Genomic DNA, 26,206 nt, shown 5'->3' on the forward strand with positions numbered 1-26,206 from the left:
ACAATGGCGCAACGCTGCGCGACGCCAGACGACGAGTGGGTGCGGCAACAGGCCGGTTCGGCATGGCGACAGTGGCAACGAACATGAATTTTCGATCGGGCGCCGGCAAAGGCGCGGCGCCGGGATCGAGGCGGTGATCAAGCCGCGCTCGCGCCGCGGCGGCGGCCGCCCAACCATTGCCGATGTAGCGCGCAAGGCCGGCGTCGGCGCCATCACCGTGTCGCGCGCCTTGCGTGAGCCGGAGCGGGTCTCCGAGGATCTGCGCAAGCTGATCCAGGCCGCCGTCGACGAACTCGGCTATGTCCCCGACCCGAATGCGCGGGCGCTGGCCTCGGCACGCGCCGACGTGTTTGGTGTGCTGGTGCCGTCGCTCACCAACAACGTCTTTGCCGAAGTGGTGCGCGGCATCTACGACAGCCTGTCGGACGGCCCGTTCCGCATCCAGCTCGGCAACACCCATTATTCCGGCCTCGAGGAAGAACGGCTGCTGCAGTTGTTCGGCTCGCAGCGCCCGGCCGCGTTGATCGTGGCCGGCATCGACCAGACGCCAACGTCGCGAAGGCTGCTGGAGAGCGCCGGCTGCCCGGTGGTGCAGGTGATGGAGACCGGACCCGATCCCGTCGACATGCTGGTCGGCTTCTCGCATCTCGACGGCGGGCGGGTGGCCACAGAGCACCTGATCGAGGCGGGTTACCGGCGGATAGGCTTCATCGGCGCGCGCATGGACCCGCGTTCGCAGCGACGCCTGGCCGGCTATCGCGCGGCCATGGAAGCCGCCGGCCTGTTCGACCCGCGGCTGATTACCACCACCCCGGTGCCGTCGAGCGTGACGCTCGGGCGCGAATTGTTTCGCGATGCGCTGGCCAAGATGCCGACCATCGACGGGGTATTCTGCAACAATGATGATATCGCGCTCGGCGTGCTGTTCGAATGCCACCGCGCCGCTATCGCCGTGCCGAAGACGATCGGCATCGTCGGCTTCAACGATCTCGACATGATGCAGTCGGCGTTTCCGTCGATCACCAGCATACGCACCCACCGCTACGAAATCGGCCGGCGGTCGGTTGCCATGGCGCTCGCTGCAATCGCCGGCAACAGACCGCAAGAGCGGGTCGTCGATCTCGGTTTCGAACTCAAGCGCCGCGAGAGCACCGACCGTTGAACACGCAGTCGCCACTGTGCGAATGACGCTTTACACTGCGAAATGGTAGCGCTACCATTTTTCATCGAGACGGTGCTTATAGCAAATAGTAAAATCTGTTTATTATATATAAGCGACAACTCGTACTTGTTTATTATGGATAATATGATAGTTTTCCCGACGCTGACGGGAGAGCAAGGGGAGGGGATCGGGGCGACATTCGGCCACCGAAAGGCGCGGCAAAGCCCGGCGGGAGGTGCCAGGCCTGACGCGCGAGAGGTCACAGCAGCTAACAACAATCAGAACTGCAACTGGGAGGAATACCGATGATCAAGTCACTTGTTGGTGGCATCGTTGCCGCCACTGCATTCGTCATGCTCAACTCGGCCGCAATGGCCGCCGGACCCGAAGTCGTCGCAGGTCCCGCTGCGGAAGCGGACTGCTTCGCGCCCTGGGCCGCAGATACGCAGTTCTTCAAGTTTCCCAAAAAGGATGGCCCATACCGGATCGCGCTCGCCAATGGCTACATCGCCAACACCTGGCGCATCCAGATGATCCAGACTGCCAAGGCTTACGCAGCGCAAAAGGACGTCGCCGCCAAGCTGAAGGAATTCAAGGTGGTGTCGACCGGCGAGGATGTGCCGGCGCAGATTTCGGCGATCAACAACTTCATCGATTCCGGCTATGACGCCATTGTCGTCAACGCGCAGAACCCAACCGCTTTCGCGCCGGTCATCAAGCGCGCCAAGGAAGCCGGCGTCATTCTGGTTGCCTTCGACAACATTCTCGACACCAAGGACGCTATCAACGTCAATGTCGACCAGAAGGGCCTTGGCGAACTTTGGGGCAAATGGCTGATCAGCCACATCCCCGATGGCGGCAAGATCCTTGAGGTGCGCGGCGTTGCCGGCACGTCGGTCGATACCGACCGCCACAATGGCATCCATGAAGCCTTCGACGCTTCCGGCAAGAAATGGGACGTCACCGAAGTCGCCGGCAAGTGGGATGACCCGACGGCGCAGAAGGTCACGGCTGACGCCATCGCCACCAACGGCCCGTTCGTCGGCATCACCGGGCAGGGCGGCGACACCGGCATCGTGCAGGCGATGATCGACGCCAAGCATCCGTTCGTGCCGTTCGGCGGCGAGACCGAAAATGGCTTCCGCAAGTTCTGCGCGGCGCATGCGGCAGACGGGCTGAAATGCTCGTCCGCCGGCACCGGCCCGGCCCAGGTGGCGGTTGCCATCAAGACGGCGATCGCAGCACTCGAGGGGCAGGTCGTGCCGCAATCGGTCAAGCTGCCGCTGGCGATCGTCGAGGATCCGGACTTCAAGGAAGGCCAGGATTATTTCCCCGACCAGTCCGACAATTTCTTCGTCGGCAATTCCTTCCCGACCTGCGGCATCAACTTCACCGCGCAGGAAATCATGGGTCAGACCAAGGCTGACCAATAGTCAGCACACAAGGCGCCGCGGGATTTCCCGCGGCGCCGACCACTCCATATCCCTGGTCGTCAAAAGTGCCTCGGGAGGGCCGATGGACGGTGCGGTTCCGCTCTTCCGGATGGAAGGCATATCCAAGCGCTATGGTGGTGTGCGGGCGCTGGAAAAGGCCGAGCTTTCGGTCTCATCCGGCAGCATTCATGGCATCCTCGGCGAAAACGGCGCCGGTAAGTCGACGCTGATCAAGGTCATGGCGGGCGTCGTCGCGCCTGACGAAGGCCGCATGATGCTGGATGGAAGCGAGGTGACGTTCGCTTCGCCTGGTGCTGCAAACAAGGCCGGCATCGTCTGCATTTTCCAGGAGCTGTCGCTGGTCCCCGAACTCAGCGTCGCCGACAACATCGTCATTTCCGACCCGCCGACGCGGTTCGGCATGATCGATCGCAAGGCGCAGCGCCGCATCGCCGAGGAAGCGTTGGCGCGCGCGGGCGCCGCCGACATCCATCCGCTGGCGCTGGTCAAGGATCTTCCCCTTTCAAGAAGACAGATGGTCGAGATCGCCAAGGCGCTGGCACGCAAGCCGCGCATCCTGATCCTCGACGAGGCGACCTCGGCACTGACCGCGACCGACGTCGCCAAGATCTTCGGCGTGCTGAAGCGGCTGCGCTCCGAAGGGCTGGCACTGCTCTACATCTCGCATCGCATGAACGAGATCGCCGAACTCGCCGACCAGTGCACGGTGTTCCGCAACGGTCGCAATGTCGCCAGCTACGCGGCGGGCACAAAGAGCGACAATGAAGTCGTCGAGCTGATGATCGGGCGCGAATACAGCCATATCTTCCCGCCGAAACCCGCACGCACCGCAACTGCCGCCGTTCCGGTGCTGGAGGCGCGCAAGCTGTCCTGGACCGACCGGCTGGACAATGTCTCGCTGACGGTCGGGGCAGGCGAGGTCGTCGGTCTTGGCGGCCTCGACGGTCAGGGCCAGCGCGAACTGCTGCTCGCTTTCTTCGGTGTCCTGCGCGGCCTGTCCGGCCAGATATTGATCGACGGCAAACCAGTGGCGATCGCCAGTCCCGCCGCTGCACGCCATGACGGGATCGGCATGGCGCTGATCCCGGAAGACCGCAAGACGGAAGGGTTGATGCTGCCGATGACGGTGCGCGAAAACCTGTCTTTCGCCGCCCTCGACCGGTTGTCGAACGCCGGCGTCATCGACCGCGCCGCCGAACAGCGGCTGATCGACGACATGGTCGGCCTGTTGGCGATCAAGACGGCAGGCCTCGACATTCCGGTCGGTGCGCTGTCCGGCGGCAACCAGCAGAAGGTGGTCATCGCCAAATGGCTGATGCGGCAGCCCCGCATCATCCTGCTCAACGATCCGACGCGCGGCATCGATGTCGGCACCAAGCAGGAGCTCTATCAGCTGATGCGCAAGCTCGCCGATGCGGGCGCGGCGATCCTGTTCTACTCGACCGACTATGACGAACTGATCGGCTGCTGCGACCGGGTGCTGGTGCTCTATGATGGGGCAGTCAAGCGCGAGCTGGTCGGCGCCGAGATCACCGAGCGGGCGCTGATATCAAGTGCGCTCAACATCCATGGCGAGGAAAGCCCCGTGAGCCAAGGAGCGGACGCGTGAAAGATTGGCGCTACTGGATGACCGAACAGCGCGGAACGCTGCTGGCGCTCGGCATTTTCATCGTCATGTTCGTCATTTACACCTCGAACCATCCGGCCGGCTTCACCGCCAATGTGGTGCAGACGGCCTCGAACAAGGGTGTACTGCTCGCCTTTGTGGCGATGGCGCAGACGCTGGTGGTGATCACCGCCGGCATAGACCTTTCCGTCGGCATGATCTTCACGCTGACCAATTGCCTCGCCTCCTGGCTGGTCGTCGGCACCGGCCTCGAGACCGCCTTCGGGGTCATCGCGGTGCTCGGCACCGGACTGCTGTGCGGTGCGATCAACGGCGCCATCGTCATCTATGGGCGGCTGCAGCCGATCGTCGCGACCATCGCCACAGGTGCTGTCTATTTCGGCATCGCGCTGCTGCTGCGGCCATTCCCCGGCGGTTCGGTCAACGAGGACCTTGCCGACGCGCTGACCGGGCGGCTGTTCGGCGTCGTGCCGGCGAGCCTTGTCGCGCTGCTGGCCGTTGTGCTGATCGTCTGGGTACCGTTCAGCCGCTCGGTGCTCGGTCGCGCGGCTTACGCGGCGGGCTCATCGGAGATGGCGGCCTACATGTCCGGCGTGCCGATCCGGCGCGGCAAGTTTGTCGCCTACGTGCTTGCCGGGCTGCTCGCCGCGATCGGCGGGCTGTTCCTGACGTTCTTCACCTATACGGGTGACGCGGCCTATGCCAGCGGCAACGCCTATACGTTGTTCTCGATCGCAGCCGTCGTGCTCGGCGGCGTTTCGCTGTTCGGCGGCAAGGGCAGCGCCATCGGCGCGATCTTCGGCGCGCTGGCTTTCCGCACCATCGGCGACCTGCTCTTCGTTTTCGATTTCGATCCGCTCTGGCAGCCGCTGTTCCAGGGCGTTATCCTGCTGATCGCGGTCAGCCTCGGCGCCTTCGCCCTGTTCAGGGTCCGCAACCGGCTGGAGTGGTTCCTGTGAGCGAGACGACATTGGGCGGAATTGCTGGCCGTATGCCGAAATTCATCCGCCGTGCCGATCCTGCGGTGCTGACGGCCTTTGCCTGCATCGTGCTGCTGCTGTTCCTCGGCAGCCTCTACTCACGCAGTTTCCTGTCGCCGGAATATCTCTTGCAGCAGCTCAAAGTGGCGTCGTTTCTCGGTGTCATCGCCACCGGCATGATGCTGGTCATCCTGCTTGGCCAGATCGACCTGTCGGTGCCATGGTCGGTGGCGGTGGGCGCAATGATGGCCAGTGCGATGGCGGCCTTCGGGCCGGCTGGCGTCGCGTTGGCGATCCCGTTCGGCATTTTCTGCGGCGTCGCGATCGGCATCGTCAATGGTATCGGCGTTGCGTATCTGCGCATTCCCTCGATGATCATCACGCTGGCCACCAACGCCGTCGCGCAAGGGCTGATGGTGGTCTACACCGGCGGGTTCTCGCCGCAGGATTCGGCGACCGGCGCGATGCGCTACCTGGCGACTGGCTTTGCCATTCCGGGTGTGCCCAATGCCGTCGTCATCTGGGCGCTGATCGGGGCAGCGATGGTCTTCGTGCTGACCCGCACCAGCTTCGGCCGCAGCGTCTATGGCATCGGCAATCGCGAGCGCGCTGCCTATCTCTCCGGCATCGACACGCGGCGCGTGGTGATGATCGCCTTCGCGGTTTCCGGCGGGCTCTCGGCCTTTGGCGGGGTGCTGCTGGCCGGCTACGCCTCCAAGGCGGCGCAATCGATGGGCGATGCCTATCTGTTGCCGTCGATCGCCGCGGTGGTGCTGGGCGGCACCTCGATCCTCGGCGGGCGCGGTTCCTATCTCGGCACCGTCGCCGGCGTCATCCTGATCACGCTGCTGCAGTCGATCCTTTCCGTCATGCAGATGCCGGAGGCCGGACGGCAGATCATTTATGGCGTCGTCATCGTCGCCATGCTGCTGCTCTACGGCCGCGCGCCGGCAAGCCGCTAGAGCATGATCCCGAAAAGTGGAAGCCGGTTTTCGGAAAAGATCATGCTCCAGCAAAGAGATAGAGCCCCATCCCGATTCCATCGGGATGGAAACAGGCTCTAGTCCGATCGTGGACGAAGCGGCGGCACCATCCAAGGCGAGCAGTGTCCGGCCAGGACTCGCCCTTGTGGTCATGGGCGTCGCCGGCTGCGGCAAGTCGGCTGTCGGCAACGCGTTGGCTGCGGCGCTCGGCGCCATTTTTGTCGAAGGCGACGGGCTGCATCCGCCCGAGAATGTGGCGCGCATGGCAAGCGGCGAGCCACTGACCGATGCACTGCGCCAAGGCTGGCTCGACGCCATCGGCCGACAGATCGCGGCGTCGGCCGGCAGCGGGCAGGGCGTGGTCGCCGCCTGTTCGGCCCTCAAATACAGCTACCGCGAGCGGTTGCGCGGCTTTTGCCAGGACATCGTCTTCGTCTATCTGGAGATCGACCCGGCGACGGCGAAGCGGCGGGTCGGCAATCGCAAGGGCCATTTCATGCCGGCGAGCCTGGTCGACAGCCAGTTCGCCATCCTCGAAGCGCCTGCTGCCGAGGAGCGGGCGTTGACCCTCGATGGGACGCGTCCGGTCGCCAAACTCGTCACCGAGGCCATGAGCCTGCTTGGCAAAGCGGTTTCATGATGACATGCCGGTATCGTCGTCAGGCGCGGCATTGTCGGGTCGCTCGCTGAGCCGGTCCTGGCCGGACCATACCATCATCTGCTCGGGATGAAGCTTGAGGGCCTCAAACAGGCGGTCGCGCTTGAGCAGGATGTAGTGCGCCTGAAGCTCGATGTTCTTGGCGCCGTTGGCAATCGATGCCGGCCTGGCTGCCGTCGGCAGCAATTCCGGGCTGATGACGGCGCGGTATTGGCGAAAGGGGACCGTCTCGAAGGTGGACATGGCAAACAGCGCTGCCCCGCCTCTGGCGGCGAAATTTGCCGGCGCCGAGGCCAGATGCGTCCAGCCGTTTTCCCCGAGGGCCACTTCCGCGAATGTCGATCCGGCATGGATGTTGTTGGTCATCAGGACAACGCCGTTCTCCCTGAGGATCTTCTGCATGCGCATGGTCACCTGATAGGCGTCGCTGCGATCGAACACGACGCGGCTTTTCAGGAAACGGTTCTCGATCCTGACCATGGGCGGATTGAGGAATCGCAAGCCGAACGTCGTCTCGGAGATGCCGTGGAAGCGGACGCTTACCTGATGGGCTTCGACGCCGGCCTCGTGCAGCGCGCGCTTGCCGATGATTGTCTGGGTGGTGAACTGATCGCACCAGAGGATGGCGCCGCGACCGCGTTTTAGCGCTTCCTCAAGACCATCCAGGCCCTCCAGGCGGATGGTCGGCGACCAGCCGATGCCGACCAGATGCGCGGCAACAAGCAGGCGTCGACGGTGAAGTGAGGCAAGCATCGCGCTGAACAGTTTCCGCGCATCGATGCCGTCGCCAAGCACGGCGCGCGTTGACGGCGCGTAGCGCGAAAAATCCTTGCCGACATGGCGCTTCTGGCGAAGCCTGCACACCCAGCCGCAGATCGGTGCCCACCAATTGATAGGTAGCGTAGCGGCGACACCGAGATAGAAAACGAACAACAGGCTCTCGCGGAAATCCCTGTTTGAGAAGCGGCGCAGCTTTGCCGGCTTGACGATCTTGCGGCTGAAGAACCGGACAGACTCGGCGCTTTCCGGCACAAGAACATCAGCGATGATTTCAGAGTGGTAGCCGACAGCCGATGAGATTTTCCGGCCGGCTCTCCTGGATTTTCCGAACCACGGCAACCTCATCCGATCGGTGTCCAGCCTGTTCTTGCGCGCGTCCGAAAATCGCTTTACTGCGTCTGCCACGGGCGCGCAATTGGGCGCCGATGGAACCATTGTGATAGCCATTCAAGGTTCGAGCGTGGAACAGGCCCTGTCGGTGGCGCTTCCGCTGTTGGCGTCAAGGTCGCCAGCGGCAATCGCGCTCATGGCGCCCGACCAGCCGCCCCTGAGCTTTGCCGGCCTCGCCGCCCATGTCGATCAGCTGTGCCGGGATCTCGCGCGGCGCGGCGTGCGCTGCGGCACGGCCGTCGGCATCGTCTTGCCCAACGGCCCGGAAATGGCGGCGTGTTTCCTGGCGGTCTCCGCCCTGGCGATGGCGGCTCCGCTCAATCCGGCTTACGGCGAAAAGGAATTTCGCTTCTATCTTTCCGATCTCGATGTGAAGCTTCTTTTGTGCGGCCAGGGCGTGGGCGACGCCGCGCGCGTTGCCGCGAAGTCGCTCGGCATTCCGGTGCTCGACATTGTCGCGGCTGAAGCTGCCGCAGCCGGGGAATTTATTCTCTCGGGCGACGCCGAGCTTATGAGCTCCGGCGAAGCGCGGCTCAATGGCCCGGACGATCTCGCGCTCGTCCTGCACACATCGGGAACCACGGCACGGCCGAAGATCGTCGGCCTGCGGCAGCGCAATTTGCATGCCTCGATGACCAACATAGCGCGGACGCTGGCGCTGGCGGCCGACGATATTTGTCTCAACGTGATGCCGCTTTTCCATATCCACGGCCTGATGGCGGCGCTCGGCGCTCAACTCGCGGTCGGCGGTACCGTTGTCTGCACACCAGGCTTCAACGCACTCAAGTTCTTCGGCTGGCTCGCCGAATTCCGGCCGAGCTGGTACAGCGCGGTGCCGACCATGCATCAGGCGATCCTGGCGCGCGCTGCCCGCAACGGCGACATCATCGAGGCTGCGCGGCTGCGCTTCATCCGCTCGTCCTCGGCGGCCCTTCCCGATGTCGTGTTTCGCGACCTGGAGCGCGTCTTCTCCTGTCCCGTCATCGAAGCCTATGGCATGACCGAGGCGGCGCACCAGATGACCTCGAACGGCCTGCCGCCGGCGCGCCGCAAGCCGGGCTCGGTCGGCCTGCCTGCCGGCCCCGACGTGACGATCATGGACGACAGGGGCAATATCCTGCCGGCGGGTGAAAAAGGCGAGATCGTCGTGCGCGGCGTCAACATCCACGACGGCTATCTGAACAATGCCGAGGCCAACGCCGCCGCCTTCACCGATGGCTGGTTCCGCACCGGCGACCAGGGTCTGGTCGATGAAGACGGCGACATAAAAATCACCGGACGGCTGAAGGAAATCATCAATCGCGGCGGCGAAAAAATCTCGCCGCTCGAGGTCGACAACGTGCTGCTCGATCATCCGCTGGTGGCGCAAGCGGTGACCTTTGCCGTGCCGCATGCCATGCTCGGCGAAGAGGTCGGCGCGGCCATCGTGCTGGAAGAGGGCGCGACCGCCGATGCCGAACAGATCCGCGATTTCGCGCGTAGCCGCATCGTCGAGTTCAAGGTGCCGCGCCACATCCTGTTTCTGCAGGAAATCCCCAAGGGACCAACCGGCAAGATCCAGCGGGTCGGGCTTGCCGGCAAGCTCGGTCTCGTTTGAGCAGACTGGCTTCTAAATCTGCGACGTCAGCTCGACCGGAAAATCGTCGTTGTCGGCGTCGCGCATGGCGGCGAGGCTGCGGTTGTCGAGCACCTCGGCGATGGCCTGGCGCACTTCCAGCATCATGTGGCGGACCTGGCAGGTCGCCTCGTCGCAATCCTCGCAGCGCTGGTACTGGGTGCGGCTGGCGCAAGGGATAGGCGCCAGCGGTCCGTCGAGGACGCGCACGACATGGCCGATTTTGATCTCGGAGGCCGGCCGGGCCAGGCGGTAGCCGCCTTCCTTACCCTTGCGGCTCTGGACGAATCCGGCATTGCGCAATTCGCCCAGAATGGCATCGAGGAATTTCTTAGGGATGTTGTTGGCGACAGCGATGTCGTTGACGAAAGCCAGTTGGCCGACCGGCAGACCAGACAGGTGCACGAGGGCCTTGAGGCCGTATTTGCCTTTTTTCGTCAGCATGCCCTGATCAACCCATGAAGCCCCAACCACTCGCATCTGGCGACTGTTTGTGTGCAAATGATGACGTTTTCGCCGCGCGATGCCATTTCGCGAAAACAAGCCACCGGATGACAGGTTAGGCCCAAACGCGTTGATTCTTCGTAACGTTTTGGACGATAGGGCCGCGAAACTTGGTCGAGATAGCAATTCGGACTGCTGAAACGAAGAAAGCCGGCTAATCGCCGGCTTCCCTGTTCAGTTCAGATTTGGTGATTTCTAGCGGCTGCCATAGGTCTGATCGAGCAGCCCGCCGGCGGCGAAATGCTCCTTCTGCACCTTGTCCCAGCCACCAAAGACATCCTGCACCGTCAGCAGGCGGACATCGGGAAACTGGTCCTTATATTTGGCGGCGACGGCCGCATCGCGGACCCGGTTGCCGTTCTGGGCAATGATATCCTGCCCCTCCGGCGTATAGAGGAAGTCGAGATAGGTCTTGGCCAGATCGCGGGTGCCGTGCTCGTCGGCGACCTTGTCGATGATCGCCACCGGGAACTCGGCCAGCAGGCTGACCGAGGGCGTCACCTGCTCGAACTTGTCGTCGCCATACTCCTTACGGATGCCGCGTGTCTCCGACTCGAAGGTGATCAGCACATCGCCGATCTCGCGCTGCACGAAGGTGGTGGTGGCGGCGCGGCCGCCGGTGTCGAAGATCGGCACGTTGTTGAACAGCTTGGTGATGAATTCCTTCACCTTGGCGTCGTCGCCCTTGAAGGCCTCCTTGGCGTAGGCGGTTGCCGCCAGATAGGTGTAGCGCGCATTGCCGGAGGTTTTCGGATTGGGGAAGATCACCTGCACGTCGTCGCGCACGAGATCGTTCCAGTCCTTGATGTGCTTGGGGTTGCCCGCGCGGACGAGAAACGAAGGCAACGAATAGAAGGGCGAGGCGTTGTCGGGAAAATCCTTCTGCCAGTCGGCGGAAACAAGACCCTTCTTGACCAGAAAATCGATGTCGGTGACCTGGTTGAATGTGACGACATCGGCGCCGAGGCCTTCGGCGATGGCGCGCGCCTGCGCCGACGTACCGGCATGCGACTGGTCGATGCTGACGCCGGGGTGCCCTGCGATGAAGGCCTTGTTCACCTGCGCGAACAGTTCGCGGCCGACATCGTAGGAGGCGTTCAGCAATTTGTCGGCCGACCAGGCTTGGGAGGATGCGAGGAACAGGCCGGCGACGGTGGCGACGCCAAGGAAAAATCGCTTCATGAAAACAGGCTCCGGATGCAATGCGTCTGATGCCTGAAGATAACCGCGCCGCGTCGCTGGCGACGAGACATGCGCACCGGACTTATCAGGCCGTCGCGAGAAAAAGCATTGCCGAAACAGTCGTCTGGTAGGATTTCCTTCCAACCAGAGTCTTTTCGGCGTCTTCCCGGCGGGTGATACTCTATGCAGCCGGAAAAAGCTTCCAGCGCTTGGGGCGGAACGCCACCCGGCTCTTCTGTGCCGCCGGATGGTCGACCGGCAGTTCGATCTCGACCCGCTGGCGCTCGCCGCCGATTTCGAGTTCCACTCGTCTTGTGCCGGCGACGCGGCGGCTGGCGGCGACGGTGCCGGCAATGCAGCCGCTGCAGCCGTCCACCAACTCGACATCGTGCGGGCGGAAGAACAGCAATGCGTCGCCTGAAGGCGCATGCGGTGCGGACAGCCCGATCGGGCGGTCGGCGATCCAGACCTCGCCATTATCGACCTTGACGGGAAGCGAGCTCGATTCGCCGATGAAGCCATAGACGAAGGGGGAGTTCGGCGTATCGTAGATCTCGTCTGCAGAGCCGACCTGCTCGATGCGGCCCTGGCTCATCACCACGACACGGTCGGCGAGCTCCAATGCTTCTTCCTGGTCGTGGGTGACGAAGACGGTGGTGTGGCCGGTGGCGTCGTGGATCTCACGCAGCCAGCGGCGGAGTTCGCGGCGCACCTGGGCGTCGAGCGCGCCGAACGGCTCGTCGAGCAACAGCACCCTGGGCTCGATCGCCATGGCGCGGGCAAGCGCCACGCGCTGGCGCTGGCCGCCCGAAAGCTGCGCCGGGTAGCGCTTTTCCAGGCCGGAAAGCTGGACCAGGTCGAGAAGCTCGGTGGCGCGTCGGCGTATTTCCTGTGCCGGCGGCCGTGTCGGCCCGTGCCGGACCTTCAGGCCGAAACCGATATTGTCGGCGACCGTCATATGCCTGAACAGCGCATAGTGCTGGAAGACGAAGCCGACATTGCGCTCCTGGATCGACTTCTGCGACGCATCCTCCTCACCGAAGAAGATTTTTCCCCGCGTCGGCCGCTCCAGCCCGGCGATCAGCCTCAGCAGCGTCGTCTTGCCGGAACCGGAGGGCCCCAGCAGCGCGATCAGCTCACCGGACTTGATGTCAAGCGACACGTCGTGGAGGGCCGGGAACCGGTCAAACTCCTTGCGCACGTTGGCAACGCGAACTTCCATTTACAGAACCTTCTAATGCCCGCGCGTCGCGGCGATCTCGGCGCCGTAGCGCATCTCGAGCAGTGTTTTCAAGACCAGAGTAACCAGCGCCAGGCCGGCAAGCAGCGAAGCGACGGCAAAGGCGCCGACGGCGTTGTACTCGTTATAGAGGATTTCGACATGCAGCGGCATGGTGTTGGTCAGGCCGCGTATGTGACCTGACACCACCGAGACGGCGCCGAATTCGCCCATGGCGCGGGCATTGCACAGCAGCACGCCGTAGAGCAGCCCCCATTTGACGTTGGGCAGCGTCACATACCAGAAGGTCTGCCACCCATTGGCGCCGAGCGAAAGCGCTGCCTCCTCGTCGCCATTGCCCTGTTCCTGCATCAGCGGGATCAATTCGCGTGCGACGAAGGGGAAGGTGACGAACACGGTGGCCAGAACGATGCCTGGCACGGCAAACAGGATGGCGATGCCATGCGCCTTCAGCCAGCCGCCGAGCAACCCTTGAGCGCCGAACAAAAGCACGTAGACCAATCCGGAAATGACCGGCGACACCGAGAACGGCAGATCGATCAGCGTGGTCAGGAAGGCCTTGCCCTTGAACTCGAACTTGGCGATCGCCCAGGCCGCGGAAATGCCGAAGACGACGTTGAGCGGCACCGAGATCGCCGCCACCAGCAGCGTCAGGCGGATCGCCGAGCGAGCGTCGGCATCGCCCAGCGCTTCCGTATAGGCAGAAACGCCTTTCGCCAGCGCCTCGTGAAAGACAATGATCAGCGGCAACAGCAGGAAGACGCCGAGGAAGGTGAAGGCGATGGCCATCAGCACGATTTGCGCCGGGCGGCTTTCGGTGACCGCCGCCGACTGGCTCTCGTGATGCGGTTCGTAGGATTTGATTTCGGGATCAGCCATAGCGCTTGCGGCTCCATGACTGGGCGAGATTGACGATCAAAAGCATGACGAACGACAACAGCAGCATGATCGCGGCAATCGCCGTCGCCGCCGGGTAGTTGTACTCCTCCAGCCGGATGACGATCAAAAGCGGCGCGATCTCGGATTTGTAGGGCAGATTGCCGGCGATAAAGATGACCGAGCCGTATTCGCCGACGCCGCGCGCAAAGGCCAGCGAAAAGCCGGTGATGATGGCCGGCGCCAGGCCCGGAAACAGGATGCGGGTGATGATCTGGAAGCGGCTGGCGCCAAGCGTGGCGGCTGCTTCCTCAACCTCCTTGTCGATCTCCTCCATGATCGGCTGCACGGTACGCACGACGAAGGGCAGGCCGATGAAGACCAGCGCGATGACGATGCCGAGCGGCGTATAGGCGACCTTGATGCCGAGCGGCATCAGAAGATGGCCGATCCAGCCATTCGGCGCATAAAGCGTGGTCAGCGCAATGCCGGCCACTGCCGTCGGCAGCGCGAAGGGCAGGTCGACCATGGCGTCGACAATGCGCCGGCCAGGAAAGCGGTAGCGCACCAGCACCCAGGCGACCAGCGTGCCGAAGACGACATTGACGCCAGCCGCGATGAAGGCGGTGCCGAAGCTGATTTCCAGCGCGTTGAGGGTGCGGCGGTCGGTGGCAATGGCCCAGAATTCAGGCCAGCCAAGGGCGGCCGAGCGCCAGACCAGCCCGGACAAGGGGATGAGGATGATGAGGGTGAGGTAGGCAAGCGAGAAGCCGAGCGTCAGTCCGAAACCCGGAATGACACTCGGCTGTCTGAACCGCCACCCCGCCTGCGCGGGTGCTGTGGTCATATCGTCCTGATCTAGATTTAGCTCACTGGGCCGGCTTATAGATCTGGTCGAATATACCACCGTCGCCGAAATGATAAGGCTGTGCCTTCTTCCAGCCGCCGAAAAGCGGATCGTCGATGGAGATCAGCTTGATTTCAGGTGTCTTGGGCAGATCGGCCGGCGCCACAAGTTCGGGCTTGGCCGGACGATAGTGGTTCTTGGCGATGATCGTCTGCCCTTCCTTGGAATAGAGCCAGCCGAGATAGGCTTCGGCGACCTTGCGCGTGCCCTTGGCGTCGACATTGGCGTCGACAACCGCCACCGGCGGCTCAGCCAGGATCGATGTTGGGGGGTAGACGATCTCGAAATTGTCGGCGCCGAATTCGTTCAGTGCCAGATACGCGTCGTTTTCCCAGCCGATCAGCACGTCGCCGAGGCCCTTTTGCGCGAAGGTCACGGTCGAGCCGCGCGCGCCGGTGTCGAGCACCGGGGCATGGGCGTACAGATTGCCGACGAATTCCTTGGTCTTGGCTTCGTCGCCGCCATCATTGGCGTTGGCATAAGCCCAGGCAGCGAGATAGTTCCAGCGCGCGCCGCCCGAGGTCTTCGGGTTCGGCGTGATCACCTGGACGCCGTCCTTGATCAGGTCGTTCCAGTCGTGGATGCCTTTCGGGTTGCCCTTGCGAACCAGGAAGATGATGGTCGAGGTGTAGGGGGCCGAATTGTTCTCGAACTTGGTGCGCCAGTCCGGGTTGATCTTCTTCGACTTGTTGACGATGGCGTTGATATCGCCTTCGAGCGCCAGCGTCACCACATCGGCGTCAAGGCCGTCTATCACGGCGCGGGCCTGTGCGCCCGAGCCGCCATGCGACTGCTGGATGGTGACCGTCTCGCCGGTCTCGGCCTTCCAGTGGGCGACGAAGGCCTCGTCATAGGCCTTGTAGAGTTCGCGTGTCGGGTCATAGGACACGTTGAGAATGGTGGTATCGGCAAACGCGAAACCGAGCGTGCCTGATAGAACCGATGTGACGACCAGTGCGCCGAGCAGTTTCTTGAAATGAGGTTTGGTCATTTCCGCCTCCGTTGATGACGGCCGAACTCTAGCGAATTGATAGAAATTAGATGCATTCAATGTTGCCTTTTTTGCCCCATTGAAGCAATTTTTCGCCGATCCTCAGCCTCATGAGGAAATATTTTCCTCGCGCCGCCATCGCGAGGATTCCGTGCTCACCAGGGATCCAATTAGGAACGGCTCGCGCTACGGCAATGGCCACAGGGAATCGGGCGACCTTGCCGACACCGCGGCCGAAGCCTCACTCGGCAGTGACGGGAAAATCGAAGCGCTGCTTTGGAAACGGCTCGTTTTCCAGCGCGAAGTGCCACCATTCGCGCGCATAGTTCTTGAAACCACCGGTGCGCATCGCTTCGACAAGTTTTCTGCGGTTGGCCGTCACTTCCTCGGTGAGCGGGCGGTGCGCCGTTTCGCTCATCGGGTCGAAACAGTCGAAGCCAGTGCCGAAGTCGAGCGTGTCGGCATCTGATACACCGCAGGTTGGTTTTGGCTCGGTCCTGGCATCGGTTCGCGCGATGGCGATATCGACGGTCGAGCCGCGCGAATGGGTGGACAGTTCGCCGATATAACCCTTGGCGATGAGGTCCTTGCGCTTGACCGAGGGATACCATTGCGGGTCGGCCGGCCCGCCTTCTCTCGTCCATTGGCCCATATCGGAAACGGCGCGCGCAGGCCGGTAGCAGTCGAAGACGACCAGCGTCAGCCCCTTAGCGGCGACCGCCTTCTGCACGCCCGACAACGCTTCCGCGGCTTGCCTGGTCAGGATGCACACCGGCGCGTCGTAGCCGCTGGCCTTGCGGTGCAGGAAGTTTTCAAGGCCGGCGTAGCGGATGTCCTGCCGGATGGTGGCATCGACGTCGGCGAGGCGGACAAAGCCGGCGGGGAGGGCATCGGCGCTTGCCGGCAGGGTGAAAGTCAGCGGCAGCAGGGTGCAAAACGCAATGCCTTGAATCACCTGCCGCATTCTATTCAACGAACACCTTCACTCGACGAACACTTTCACGCTGGCCGCTCGTCCCACTGCGTCGATCACGGTCAGCGTCGAATAGCCGGCGCCGTCCGGCAGCCAGGTGGCGGTGCGGCGGCGGTCGATGCCGGTGAGCGGCTTGCCGTTGGCCAGCCAGCGGAACGGCGCGCGGCCGCCTTGTAGCTTCAGCACCAGCGGCGAGGCGTCGGCCGAATTGGTGGCAAGATCGACGCGGGCGCCGTCAGGCGGAAAGATGATCGTTGGCGCCGGCTCGGTCGGCGTCGCCTGCACCAGCCCGTCGGCGCCGGCGCCGAAGCGCGCCAATGTCACCGGCAGGTCTTCGCGCTTGGGCCTGACGACGCCTGCCGGCTGGCTGGGCAGCTGCACGGCGGCGAGGCCCGAACGGACGAAGCCTTCGAACAGGATGGGTGCGGCCGAGACATAGCCGGACAGGCCGGGCACGGCGCCGGCATCGGCGCGGCCGACCCAGACACCCAGCACATAGCGGCCATCGAAGCCGACCGACCAGGCGTCACGGTAGCCATAGGACGTCCCGGTCTTGTAGGCGATGCCGCGCTGCAAGGCGCCTTCGGGTGGCTTGACGCCCGACAGGATGTCGGTGATCTGCCAGGTGGCCTGATCGTCGAGGATGGTGGCGGTGGTGCGTTCGGCATTGGCCGGCTCGGTGCCGTCATGCAGCGTGTGCGCCTTGCCGCCATTGGCAAGCCCGGTATAGAGCTGGACGAGATCGCGCAGCGTCACGCCGACGCCGCCAAGGCCAATGGCCAGGCCCGGCGCCTCGTTGATCGGCAGAACGGGATTGACGCCAGCTTGGCGGAAGCGCGCCATCAGCCGTGCCGGGCCGACCGCGTCGAGCACGCGGATCGCCGGCACGTTGAGCGACAGTTGCAGCGCCTGCCGGATGCTGACATCGCCTTGATAGCCCATGTCGAAATTCTTAGGCCGGTAGCCGCCGAAATCGACCGGGCTGTCCTCGATCAACATTTCCTGCGCCACCAGTCCCTGCTCGAAGGCCAGGCCATAGATGAACGGCTTCAGCGTCGAGCCGGGCGAACGCACGATCCTGGTCATGTCGATCCAGCCGGAGCGGCTGGCGTCGAAGAAATCGGCCGAGCCGACTTCGCCCAGTATGTCGCCGGTGCGGGCATCGGCCAGCACCATGGCGACGGAGAGGCGAGGGCCGAGCTTGCCGGCGGCATCCTTGGCCACTTGTTCCAGCCCTTCCTGCACGCTTTTGCGGATCGTCAGCTGCAGCGGCTTGCCGGCGACAGCCTTGGGCAGCATGGCATAGGCGGCATGCGGCGCGAGCGCCGGCAATTTGCGGCGCAGGCCCGAGACATCGTCGAGTGCTGCACGCGCCGCCTCGCGTTCGCCGAGCAGGCCTGCCGAGACCATGCGGGTCAGCACCCGGTCGCGGGCGGCGTGGGCGATGTCGAGGTTGCGGTCGGGACGGCGTTTCTCGGGCAATTGCGGCAGCGCGACGAGCAAAGCGGCTTCCGAAACCGTCAACCGCTTCGGCTCCTTGCCGAAATAGGCGAGTGAGGCGGCGCGCACGCCTTCGAGATTGCCGCCGTAGGGCGCCAAAGTCAGGTAGCGTTCGAGGATCTCGCGTTTGGTGAGCCGCCGCTCGATCTGGATGGCGCGCAGCATCTGCTTGATCTTGGAGCCGAGGCTGCGGCTTTCGCGCGGCTCGATCAGCCGGGCGAGCTGCATCGACAGCGTCGAGCCGCCGGACACGATATGGCCGCTGGTGACGAACTGGCCGGCAGCGCGGGCCAGCGCCAGCACGTCGACGCCTTCGTGGTCCCAGAAGCGCTTGTCCTCATAGGTGACCAGCATGTCGACGAACTGCTTGTCGACCTGGTCGAGGCGGGTTTCAAGTCGCCAGTAGCCGTCCGGCGTGGCGAAGGCCCGCAACAACTGGCCGTCGCGGTCCTGCACTTCGGTGGACACGGTGAGCTTTTCGGGCAGTGGCGGCGGGTAGGCGCGGTCGAGTTGCCAGAGGCTGACCGCCGCGACCGCCACAAAGCCTGCGAAGGCGGCGGCAGCGAAGCCTGTTCGGCGCAGGATTTTTTTGGAGAGCATGGCGCTGCCCCTCATCCGCCTGCCGGCACCTTCTCCCCGTTGAACGGGGAGAAGGAGATTGTCGCAGCCATCGGCATGTTCATCTTCGCCAAGGCGCCTTACGGTGCCTTGACCTCCATCATGCCGGTGGCGGTGCGGGCCGAATATTGCGGCCGGTACATGTCTTCGATCGTCGCCGCCGGATGGGCATAGACGCCCGGCGTCACCGCGCGCACGACATAGGCGAGCGTGATGTTGCGGTCGCCGTCGCCATCGTTGGGATTGAACGCCGCGACAAAACGGTCGTCGCGGAATTCGAGATGGGCAGCATCGGTCTGTGCCAGCCAGGAGAAGTTGGTCAACTGGGCGCTGGAGACCAGGCCGGGATTGTCGATCTCGAAGCCGGCCGGCAACAGGTCGGTGATCAAGAGCCGCGATGGCCACCTGTTCTGCTCGTAGATCTTGAGCACAACCACATAGCGTTCGTTCTGGGTCACCTCGGTGACGTTGGCCTCGGTGCCGTCGAGCTTGTAATAGGTGCGCTCGATGGTGAAGCCGTCGCCGCTGGCCGGCAAGGGCTGGAGCGGCGACGCCACCGTGGTGACGACCGCCTGCAGCGGGGTGGTGCCGGTGTTGGTGATGGTCAGCGGACTGTCGACCAGGTCGCTGCCGGTGACCTGGTTCGAATAGCCGCCGGCATGCGCCGCGCCATTGACGGTCAGCGCAATCGAATCATTGCCTGATCTCAGCGCGCGGGCCGCCAGCAGCATCCACGATTCGTCCTGCGTGCTGGTCCAGCGCGCCTCGGCGCGTTGTCTTGCCACCAGCTTGATCAGCTCCGGCACGATCTTCGGCACCGGCTTGGATTCAGCGGCAAGCGCCAGGATTGCCGCGCCGTCGCGCAGCGGCGAACCATAGTCCGACCGGTAGTAGTCGTATTCGGTGGCGGCCTTGGCCAGTTGCAGGGCGGTCTGGAAGGTCGCTTCGGCGCGCTGCGTATCGCCGTAAAGCGCCAGGCTCGCCGCCAGCTGGGCGACAGCCATCGGGCTGGTAAAGGCTTCGAGTTGGGTATCGGCATAATAGCGCAGGTCGCCGACCGAAGCCTTCTTGTTGCGGGCCAGCACGTAGAGCGCGTAGGCGATCTCGCTGCCGCGATCCTGGACGTCCTGGTCGTAACCGACCGAGTTCTGCAGATTGCTCAGCGCCTGGCTCATCGCCAGGGTAGGCACGTCGTATTTCTGCTCGCGCGCCCGGGTCAGGAAGTCGCTGACATAGGCGTCGAGCCACAGATCGCCGGAGCCCGGACCCCATAGGCCGAAGCTGCCGGCCGAAGCCTGATAGCTCAGCACCTTGTAGATGGCCGTCTGGATGCGATCGTGCAGGTCGGGGTCGCTGGCCATGCCGATGCTCGAGGCCAACTCGTTGACGTAGAGAAGCGGCATGGCACGGCTGGTCGTCTGCTCGGCGCAACCATACGGGTAGCGGCCGAGCGTCATCAACAGCGACGGTACGTCGAAGGCAGCCGCCTGCGAAACGCCGACGCTGACGGACGCGCCGTCGAGCAGGCTTGCCGCCAGCAGCTCCTTGTCGACGCGCAATGCGCCGCCATTGCCCTTGAGGTCGACCACTAGGCGGGTGGTGACCGGCAGTTGCGACGGGCGCACCGGCACGTAGAGCGTCTGCTCGACGGTAGTGCCGTCGGCATGGGCGAGCTTGATGGTGATCGAGGCATTGCCCGCGGTCTTGGCAACTAACGGCACCGTCAGCGTCTGCCGCTTGCCCTTGGCCAGCGTCAGCTTTGCCGGCAGCGGGTTGTCGCCGGTCGAGAGGTCGCCGGTGGTGTCGATGGACAGTGCATAGTCGCCAGCCGGACCATCGGTGTCGGCGACGTCGAGCCGCATGACGGCGGAATCGCCGGGCGCCAGGAAGCGCGGCAGGCCGGCGGTGATCACTATGGGATCGCGGACGATCACATCGGCCTGGGCATGGCCGACCGCTTCCTTGGTCCAGGCGACGGCCATGACGCGCACGGTGCCGTTGAACTGCGGAATGTCGAAGTCGACCCGTGCCTTGCTGTCGGCGTCGAGCTGCACCACGCCGGAGAAGAAGGCAACCAGCTTTTCAGTCGGCGGGCTGCCTTGTGTCTGCATGGCCGCCCCGTCGCCGCCGGTGCGCAATTTGCCAGTGGCGCCCAGAGAACCATCGATGAGGCGGCCATAGATGTCGCGAATTTCGAGGCCGAGCATGCGCTGGCCGAAGAACCAATCCTCCGGATCCGGCGCCTTGTAGTTGGTAAGATTCAGAATGCCGACATCGACGGCCGCGACCGTGACATAGGCATTGGTGCCCGGCTGTACGCCGGCCACGGAAACCGGAATCGACAGCTGCTGGCGCGGCATGGTCTTTTCCGGCGGCGTCAAGGTGACCGCGAGCTTCTTCGAGCCCGGATCGACCTTCAGCCATTTCACGCCGATGGCGCGGGCCGGCATGCGCGTTTCCTGCGCGTCGCCGGGCCGGAACAGCGTAGCGGTAATATAGGCGCCGCCGCCCCAGTCGTCGCCGACCGGGATATCGACGGTGCTGCCGCCGGCGGGAACGCTGGCGGTGACGGTCTTCAACAGCTTGTCGGCACCGATGGTCAGCAGCAGTTCACCGGCAAAATGCGGTGAGACCTTGAGCTTGGCCACTTCACCCGCCGCATAGCTGTCCTTGTCGAGAGCGATCTCGAGCCCGTCCGGCGTTTCGGTGGTGGTCGAGGAGACATACCAGCCGGCGTCGAATTCATAGCTGGTCGCCGGTCCCTCAGGATCCGCCGTCTCGATCTCGAGGCGGTACTGGCCCCAGTCGACCGGCACCGAGACGGTCGCCTCTGCATCGGCGCTCAGGTCGATCTGGCCATTGGCGATCGACTTGGTGAAGGTGACCGGCTCATAGTTCCAGGAGTTGTTGGAGCGGTACCACTGGTAATTGCGTTCGACCTTGACCAGCGACCACTGTGCGCCCTTCAGCGCCTCGCGCTTGCCGTCGGGATCGACGGCGATCAGGCTGAACTTCGCAGTGCCGCCTTGCGGCACTTCATTGTCGTCGAAATCCGGGCGGATGCCGATCATGTGGCCTTGCGGGCGGATGCCGATGTTGAGTGAGCGCTCGATGGCGCGGCCGCCGGTCTCGCGCATGCGCACCGTCACCTTGGCATCGACCAGCTTGGTGGTCGCCGGCAGTTGCTCGACGGAGACCGGGAAGGTCGCCTTGCCGTCATCGCCGACCACCGGCAGATCGGTGAACGGGGTGACGGACGGTTCGGCCGACTGTTCGTCGGCGAGGCCGAACGAGTAGTCCTTGAAACGGTCCCAGTCGCGCGCCGTCGACAGCGTCAGCTCGCCTTCAAGGGCGAGGCCCGCTGCCGGCGCGCCATAGAGGAAGCGGCCGTCAATGTTGATGTTGGCGGTTTCGCCCTGCGCGATCTCCTGCTTGTCGGAGGTCATGTCGAATTCGATGCGATCCGGCACGAAGTCCTCGACCAGGAACATCTGGCTGGCGACCGCCGCCTGCTTGGGGTCGGTGTAGATCGACACCGTCCAGGTGCCGCGCATGGCGTTGGGTTCGAGCGGCAGGTCGACGGCATGGCCGCCGGCGGAAGCACCGTCGCTGACGATGCGGCGGTTCTCGACCCCGTCGGGACGCGTGAAGATGAAGGTCAGCGGCAGGTTCTCGACCGCCTTGGCGGCCCCGTCACGGGCAAGGGCGGCGACATGAACGTCCTCGCCGGCGCGGTAGATGCCGCGCTCGGTCCAGGCGTAGATGTCGAGCGCGCCCGGCGCCGCGCGCCCGGTGACGCCACGATCGGACAGGTCGAAGCCGGCGCGGCCCATGTCGAGGAAGACGAAGTCGTTGTCGCCCTGCTTGGCCATCAGCACCGCCGGCACCATGCCGCCATCGCCGCGCGTCAGGCCGGGGTTGAAGACAGCGTGGCCTTCGGCGTCTGAGGTCGCGGTGCCGAGGATTTCGTTGTTTCTGGCCAGCAGCGTCAGTTCGGCGCCGGCGATCGGCTTGGCGGTTGCCAAGGATCGGGCAAAGACGTTCAGTCCGTCCTGGCCGGTATAGGTCGACAGGCCGATGTCGGAGACCACGAACCATTGCGTGGCGATCGAATTGTAGTCGTCGCCGTTGTCGTTGACGGCCTGCGCGGTCAGCACATAGACGCCGGGCTTGCGCTGCGGCAGGGCTTCGTCGACCGGGAAGGACGTGGTGACGTCCTTGTTCAGATCATTGACGATGTCGAGCTGGCCTTCCCAGACGGGCGATCCCATCTGATCGGCGATGCTGGAAATGTCGTAGCCGTCGAGCTGTTTCAGGAACTGGTAGCCGGACAGAAGCTGCGCCAGCGAGCGGTCGCCGATGCGGTAAAGCTTCATTTCGGCGGCGTTCATGTTGACGGTGACGACCGGGATGCCGCGGCGCGCGCCGGCGGGCAGCACGAAGCTGTCGCCGGTGAAGCGGGCCGAAGGCGCACGGTCCTGCACATAGATCGACAGCACCACCGGTGCGGCGGTGACTTCGCCAATTGCCGCCGGCAGGCCGGCGCGGAAGGTCACTTCATAGTGCTGGCCGTGCTCGAGCCCTTCGACGCAGATCTGCTTGTCCTTGGCCTCGACACCCTTGGGCGGCGCGTTGTCGACGGTGACGAACTGCGCATAGTCGACGCCGGTCTTGACCAATTCCTCGGAAAACTGCGCGCAGATGCGCGGCGCACTGGTGTCGGCGTCGACCGAATGGTCGATGACGCGGAAGCCCTTGCGCGCCTTCAGATCGGCATAGTCGGCCTGGACCGCCGGCGAACTGACCAGAGCGAGGCTGGCTTCATAGGCCTGCAGGGCCGGCCGGTAGAGGTCACGGCGATCGAGGCCGGCACCGATAAGCGCCAGCACGTCAGCGCGCGTTTTGGTGGTGCGCAGCAGTTTGTAGGCGTTGAGGCCGGCGGAGGTGGCGTTTGCCGGCAAACTGTAGGCTTCCTGGCTGTTGGCGGTCGGCTGTACGGCGAGCGTTTCGCGCGCCAGCCCGAGCCAGAGCTGGCCGTCATCAGGCAACACCGAAACCGCGGCTTCGTACTTCTGCATGGCGGAGCGATGGTCGCCGGTCAGGGCCGCCTGTTCGGCGGCCGCCCGTAGCGCGGTCAGCCCTTCGGTGGGCTTGGTGTAGGTCGGATCGGTCAGCTTGTTGCGGTATTGCTGGGCCTGGTCGGCCATCCAGCTCGGAAAGAACGTCAGCTCCGGCGGCGCGCCGATATCGGGATCGCCATCGATGTTGACGACCTTGCCGGCGATGGCACCACTGAAGGGCTTCAGCGAATTATAGTCGGATTTGAGAAAGCACCATTTGGCCTTGTTGTTGTAGGTGAAGGCGCGGCAGGCGGGATCGCCGAGGCATGTGGTCTTGCACTGGTCGAGGCTGACATTCTGGTCGGATCTGAGATCGAAACCGAAATAATCGGAGTTTTCGCTCGTCACCACCCGCCGTGCTTCGGCCGCTTGCGCGGCAGTCCCCCAGGCGAAAAACAGAAGAATCAGAATCGATAGACCACGAGCCGCCGCGCGCATTGCCATAACACCCTCCAGACACTGCTTACGTCCCGGCATGTTCAAGCTTCAATCAGGCTTGTCAACACGGGGACGCGGCAGGTTCCGCCTGCCAACGGTTTCCTTTCCGGCCGATGACCGGTAGTACCTCCATAGGACAGGGATCACGCTTTCTTGCGAAAACGCAGAAGGTGTGAATTCCAAGCCCTGACTATTTCAGACAATTGGATTGTGGCCCCTTTACGAGCGCTTCAGAACTTCATTCCAATTTTAGCTTTGGGGACTAGGTTAGAACAATAATGCCGGCGTATGAAACGCAGATGTCGGAGGGTACCGCGCGATGGCGCCGGCTTTCGCGCGCCCTGATTCTTGCGTTGGCGTGCTCGACCGCGTTGGTTGCCGAAGGCGGCAATGCGGCCGCTTTCGAGATATTCGGCATCAAATTGTGGGGCTCATCCAACGACGAAGACGCCGACATCGTCGACCCGCTGCGCTACGCAGTGACCATTGAGGCGCCTGATGCCGACAAGGACCTCGTCAAGAGGATCGAAAACGCCTCGACGCTGAAAGCCGACGAAGAACGTCCGGTTTCCGGTTCGCTCGGGCTGCTGGCCAAGGCGCGTAGCGACCGTGAGCAGCTGGTCGCCGCGCTTTATGCCGACGCCCGCTACGAGGGCGTCGTCACCATCACCATTCAAGGCAAGCTGCTCGACGACTTGCCGCCCGATGCCGAGTTTTCGGGTCCGCAGCCGATCCCGGTGGTGATCAGCATTGCCGCGGGGCCCAAATTCACGCTTGGCGACATCAGGCTGGAGGGCGATGCGGCCGGGCTGATGAGTGCCGATTTCGGCCTTATCGCCGGCGGCGACGCGGGCTCGGGCGCGGTGCTCAAGGCCGAGGCGCTGATCGTGCGGGCGCTGAAGCAGGAAGGCAGGCCGCTGGCCAAGGTCACCGACCGGCAGATCGTCGCCGACCACGCCACCGCGACGCTCGACGTGACGTTGACGGTCGCCGCCGGGCCGGTCGCCGGCTATGGCGACACCACGGTCGAGGGCACCGAGAAGGTCGACCGCGATTTCACCGAATACATGACCGGGCTGAAGCGCGGCCGCCAATATTCGCCTGAAGAGATCGACGATGCCCGCGACCGGCTGCTGGCGCTGGAGGTGTTCAACAGCGTGACATTGAAGGAAGCCGACAGCCTCGACGCCGACGGCAACATCCCGATCGGTGTCCAGGTCAGCGAGCGCAAGCCGCGCTATTTCGGCATTGGCGGCACCGTCTCCAACACCGAGGGCTTGGGTCTCGAGGGCTATTGGGGGCACCGCAATCTGTTCGGCCGGGCCGAAAAGCTGCGCATCGACGGCAAGATCAGCGGTATCGGCAGCAATGATTTGAGCCAGCTCAACTATAATGCCGGCATCATGTTCGAAAAGCCGGGCGTGATCGGGCCGGCATCGAAATTCCTGGCCAGCGTCAAGACCGTGTTCGAACATCCCGACGCCTACGACCATTTCTCGCTCAAGGGCAGCACCGGCCTGTCCTACGAACTCGACAAGCGGCAAACGGTCTCAGCGGAGGTCGCGCTCGACTATTCGAGGATCACCGACGCCTTCGGCAAGCACAAATACCTGATCGCCAGCATTCCGCTGCAATATGTCTTTGACAACAGGGACAATAGGCTCAATCCGACCAAAGGCTTCAGGCTGCTCGCCTATGCCGAGCCCAGCTACGACATCTTGAGCGGTGCTGCCTTCGTCAAGCTGAAGGGCGAGGGATCGGCCTATCAGTCCCTGGATACGGCTTCGAAGTTCGTGCTGGCTGAACGCGTCGCCGTCGGCTCGATCGTCGGCACCAGCCTTGAACACGTGCCGGCCGACCGGCGCTTCTATTCGGGCGGCGGCGGCTCGGTACGCGGCTATGCTTATCAGGGCATCGGCCCGAAGGACTTCACGGGTCAGCCGATCGGCGGGCTTTCGTTCTTCGAGACTTCGGTCGAGATGCGCATTGCCATCACCGACACGATCGGCATCGTGCCGTTTGTCGATGCCGGCACCGTCTCGACAAAAGTGTTTCCTGACTTTTCCGACGTCAAGGTCGGCGCCGGTGTCGGCTTGCGCTATCTGACGCCGTTCGGGCCGTTGCGCATCGACGCCGCGGTGCCGCTCAACCGCGACCCAGGCGACCCGCATTTCGGCATCTATGCCGGCATTGGCCAGGCGTTCTGAG

At 63.8% G+C, this 26,206-nt stretch carries 18 protein-coding genes; 8 read left to right on the top strand and 10 right to left on the bottom strand.

All coding sequences use genetic code 11. The features are described from left to right. The first annotated feature begins 133 nt into the window (after positions 1-133). From gntR to AC1D0N_RS13135, 6 genes are all read left to right on the top strand, one after another. Complete coding sequence (gene gntR / locus AC1D0N_RS13110) at positions 134-1,162, top strand: HTH-type transcriptional regulator GntR (RefSeq protein WP_477244438.1); 1,029 nt, start codon at positions 134-136, stop codon at positions 1,160-1,162. Between the two features lie 305 nt (positions 1,163-1,467). Continuing rightward, positions 1,468-2,595 (top strand): sugar ABC transporter substrate-binding protein, encoded by a 1,128-nt coding sequence (locus AC1D0N_RS13115; protein WP_477244440.1) that lies wholly within the window; start codon positions 1,468-1,470, stop codon positions 2,593-2,595. Positions 2,596-2,677: 82 nt separating this feature from the next. Beyond that, complete coding sequence (locus AC1D0N_RS13120; RefSeq protein ID WP_477244442.1) at positions 2,678-4,225, top strand: sugar ABC transporter ATP-binding protein; 1,548 nt, start codon at positions 2,678-2,680, stop codon at positions 4,223-4,225. Then, positions 4,222-5,202, top strand: coding sequence for an ABC transporter permease (locus AC1D0N_RS13125; protein WP_477244444.1), 981 nt, complete (start codon positions 4,222-4,224; stop codon positions 5,200-5,202). Before AC1D0N_RS13120 ends, AC1D0N_RS13125 begins: the two co-directional genes overlap by 4 nt. Further along, positions 5,199-6,185 carry an ABC transporter permease gene (locus tag AC1D0N_RS13130; RefSeq protein ID WP_477244446.1) on the top strand — a complete coding sequence of 329 codons (987 nt, stop codon included), beginning with the start codon at positions 5,199-5,201 and terminating at the stop codon, positions 6,183-6,185. Before AC1D0N_RS13125 ends, AC1D0N_RS13130 begins: the two co-directional genes overlap by 4 nt. Positions 6,186-6,294: 109 nt before the next feature. Continuing rightward, entirely contained in the window at positions 6,295-6,846 is a 552-nt protein-coding gene (locus AC1D0N_RS13135) for a gluconokinase (RefSeq protein WP_477244448.1), read from the top strand. On the opposite strand, the gene AC1D0N_RS13140 is transcribed toward AC1D0N_RS13135, so the two are convergent. Next, on the bottom strand, positions 6,841-7,896 hold the full coding sequence (locus AC1D0N_RS13140; RefSeq protein ID WP_477244450.1) for a lysophospholipid acyltransferase family protein: 1,056 nt from the start codon (positions 7,894-7,896) through the stop codon (positions 6,841-6,843). The genes AC1D0N_RS13135 and AC1D0N_RS13140 overlap by 6 nt on opposite strands. Before the next feature lie 184 nt (positions 7,897-8,080). Here AC1D0N_RS13140 and AC1D0N_RS13145 point away from each other — a divergent pair, with 184 nt between their 5' ends. After that, positions 8,081-9,631 (top strand): acyl--CoA ligase, encoded by a 1,551-nt coding sequence (locus AC1D0N_RS13145; protein WP_477244452.1) that lies wholly within the window; start codon positions 8,081-8,083, stop codon positions 9,629-9,631. 12 nt (positions 9,632-9,643) lie between these two features. Here the strand turns inward: AC1D0N_RS13145 and AC1D0N_RS13150 are convergent, their stop codons facing one another. The 9 genes from AC1D0N_RS13150 to AC1D0N_RS13190 all read right to left on the bottom strand — a co-directional run bounded on the left by AC1D0N_RS13150 (position 9,644) and on the right by AC1D0N_RS13190 (position 24,004). Next, positions 9,644-10,093: an RrF2 family transcriptional regulator gene (locus AC1D0N_RS13150; protein WP_006202816.1), complete on the bottom strand. Its 450-nt coding sequence runs from the start codon at positions 10,091-10,093 to the stop codon at positions 9,644-9,646. Between the two features lie 255 nt (positions 10,094-10,348). Beyond that, positions 10,349-11,335 (bottom strand): sulfate ABC transporter substrate-binding protein, encoded by a 987-nt coding sequence (locus AC1D0N_RS13155; RefSeq protein ID WP_477244455.1) that lies wholly within the window; start codon positions 11,333-11,335, stop codon positions 10,349-10,351. A gap of 181 nt (positions 11,336-11,516) precedes the next feature. Further along, entirely contained in the window at positions 11,517-12,557 is a 1,041-nt protein-coding gene (locus tag AC1D0N_RS13160; protein WP_477244457.1) for a sulfate/molybdate ABC transporter ATP-binding protein, read from the bottom strand. A 12-nt stretch (positions 12,558-12,569) separates the two neighbouring features. Continuing rightward, positions 12,570-13,454, bottom strand: coding sequence for a sulfate ABC transporter permease subunit CysW (cysW, locus tag AC1D0N_RS13165; protein ID WP_477244459.1), 885 nt, complete (start codon positions 13,452-13,454; stop codon positions 12,570-12,572). After that, on the bottom strand, positions 13,447-14,298 hold the full coding sequence (cysT, locus tag AC1D0N_RS13170) for a sulfate ABC transporter permease subunit CysT (protein WP_477244461.1): 852 nt from the start codon (positions 14,296-14,298) through the stop codon (positions 13,447-13,449). The genes cysW and cysT overlap by 8 nt, the downstream gene beginning before the upstream one ends. 22 nt (positions 14,299-14,320) lie before the next feature. Beyond that, complete coding sequence (locus AC1D0N_RS13175) at positions 14,321-15,349, bottom strand: sulfate ABC transporter substrate-binding protein (protein ID WP_477244463.1); 1,029 nt, start codon at positions 15,347-15,349, stop codon at positions 14,321-14,323. Between the two features lie 241 nt (positions 15,350-15,590). Then, entirely contained in the window at positions 15,591-16,313 is a 723-nt protein-coding gene (locus AC1D0N_RS13180; protein WP_477244465.1) for a M15 family metallopeptidase, read from the bottom strand. An 18-nt stretch (positions 16,314-16,331) separates the two neighbouring features. Beyond that, positions 16,332-18,422: a penicillin-binding protein 1C gene (gene pbpC / locus AC1D0N_RS13185; RefSeq protein ID WP_477244467.1), complete on the bottom strand. Its 2,091-nt coding sequence runs from the start codon at positions 18,420-18,422 to the stop codon at positions 16,332-16,334. 98 nt (positions 18,423-18,520) lie between these two features. Next, entirely contained in the window at positions 18,521-24,004 is a 5,484-nt protein-coding gene (locus AC1D0N_RS13190; RefSeq protein ID WP_477244469.1) for an alpha-2-macroglobulin family protein, read from the bottom strand. Positions 24,005-24,276: 272 nt separating this feature from the next. Between AC1D0N_RS13190 and AC1D0N_RS13195 the strand changes: the two genes are divergently transcribed. Beyond that, positions 24,277-26,205: an autotransporter assembly complex protein TamA gene (locus AC1D0N_RS13195; protein WP_477244470.1), complete on the top strand. Its 1,929-nt coding sequence runs from the start codon at positions 24,277-24,279 to the stop codon at positions 26,203-26,205. The last annotated feature ends 1 nt before the right edge of the window (position 26,206 follow it).

The organism is Mesorhizobium sp. P2_E10 (assembly GCF_056404235.1).

Bases quoted from the DNA above. Each gene is read 5' to 3' on its own strand.
- AC1D0N_RS13115 (WP_477244440.1), top strand. From the start codon at position 1,468: ATGATCAAGTCACTTGTTGGTGGCATCGTTGCCGCCACTGCATTCGTC.
- AC1D0N_RS13150 (WP_006202816.1), bottom strand. From the start codon at position 10,093: ATGCTGACGAAAAAAGGCAAATACGGCCTCAAGGCCCTCGTGCACCTG.
- pbpC (WP_477244467.1), bottom strand. From the start codon at position 18,422: ATGCTCTCCAAAAAAATCCTGCGCCGAACAGGCTTCGCTGCCGCCGCC.
- AC1D0N_RS13175 (WP_477244463.1), bottom strand. From the start codon at position 15,349: ATGACCAAACCTCATTTCAAGAAACTGCTCGGCGCACTGGTCGTCACA.
- AC1D0N_RS13180 (WP_477244465.1), bottom strand. From the start codon at position 16,313: ATGCGGCAGGTGATTCAAGGCATTGCGTTTTGCACCCTGCTGCCGCTG.
- AC1D0N_RS13120 (WP_477244442.1), top strand. From the start codon at position 2,678: ATGGACGGTGCGGTTCCGCTCTTCCGGATGGAAGGCATATCCAAGCGC.
- AC1D0N_RS13155 (WP_477244455.1), bottom strand. From the start codon at position 11,335: ATGAAGCGATTTTTCCTTGGCGTCGCCACCGTCGCCGGCCTGTTCCTC.
- cysT (WP_477244461.1), bottom strand. From the start codon at position 14,298: ATGACCACAGCACCCGCGCAGGCGGGGTGGCGGTTCAGACAGCCGAGT.
- AC1D0N_RS13190 (WP_477244469.1), bottom strand. From the start codon at position 24,004: ATGGCAATGCGCGCGGCGGCTCGTGGTCTATCGATTCTGATTCTTCTG.
- AC1D0N_RS13195 (WP_477244470.1), top strand. From the start codon at position 24,277: ATGCCGGCGTATGAAACGCAGATGTCGGAGGGTACCGCGCGATGGCGC.
- cysW (WP_477244459.1), bottom strand. From the start codon at position 13,454: ATGGCTGATCCCGAAATCAAATCCTACGAACCGCATCACGAGAGCCAG.
- AC1D0N_RS13160 (WP_477244457.1), bottom strand. From the start codon at position 12,557: ATGGAAGTTCGCGTTGCCAACGTGCGCAAGGAGTTTGACCGGTTCCCG.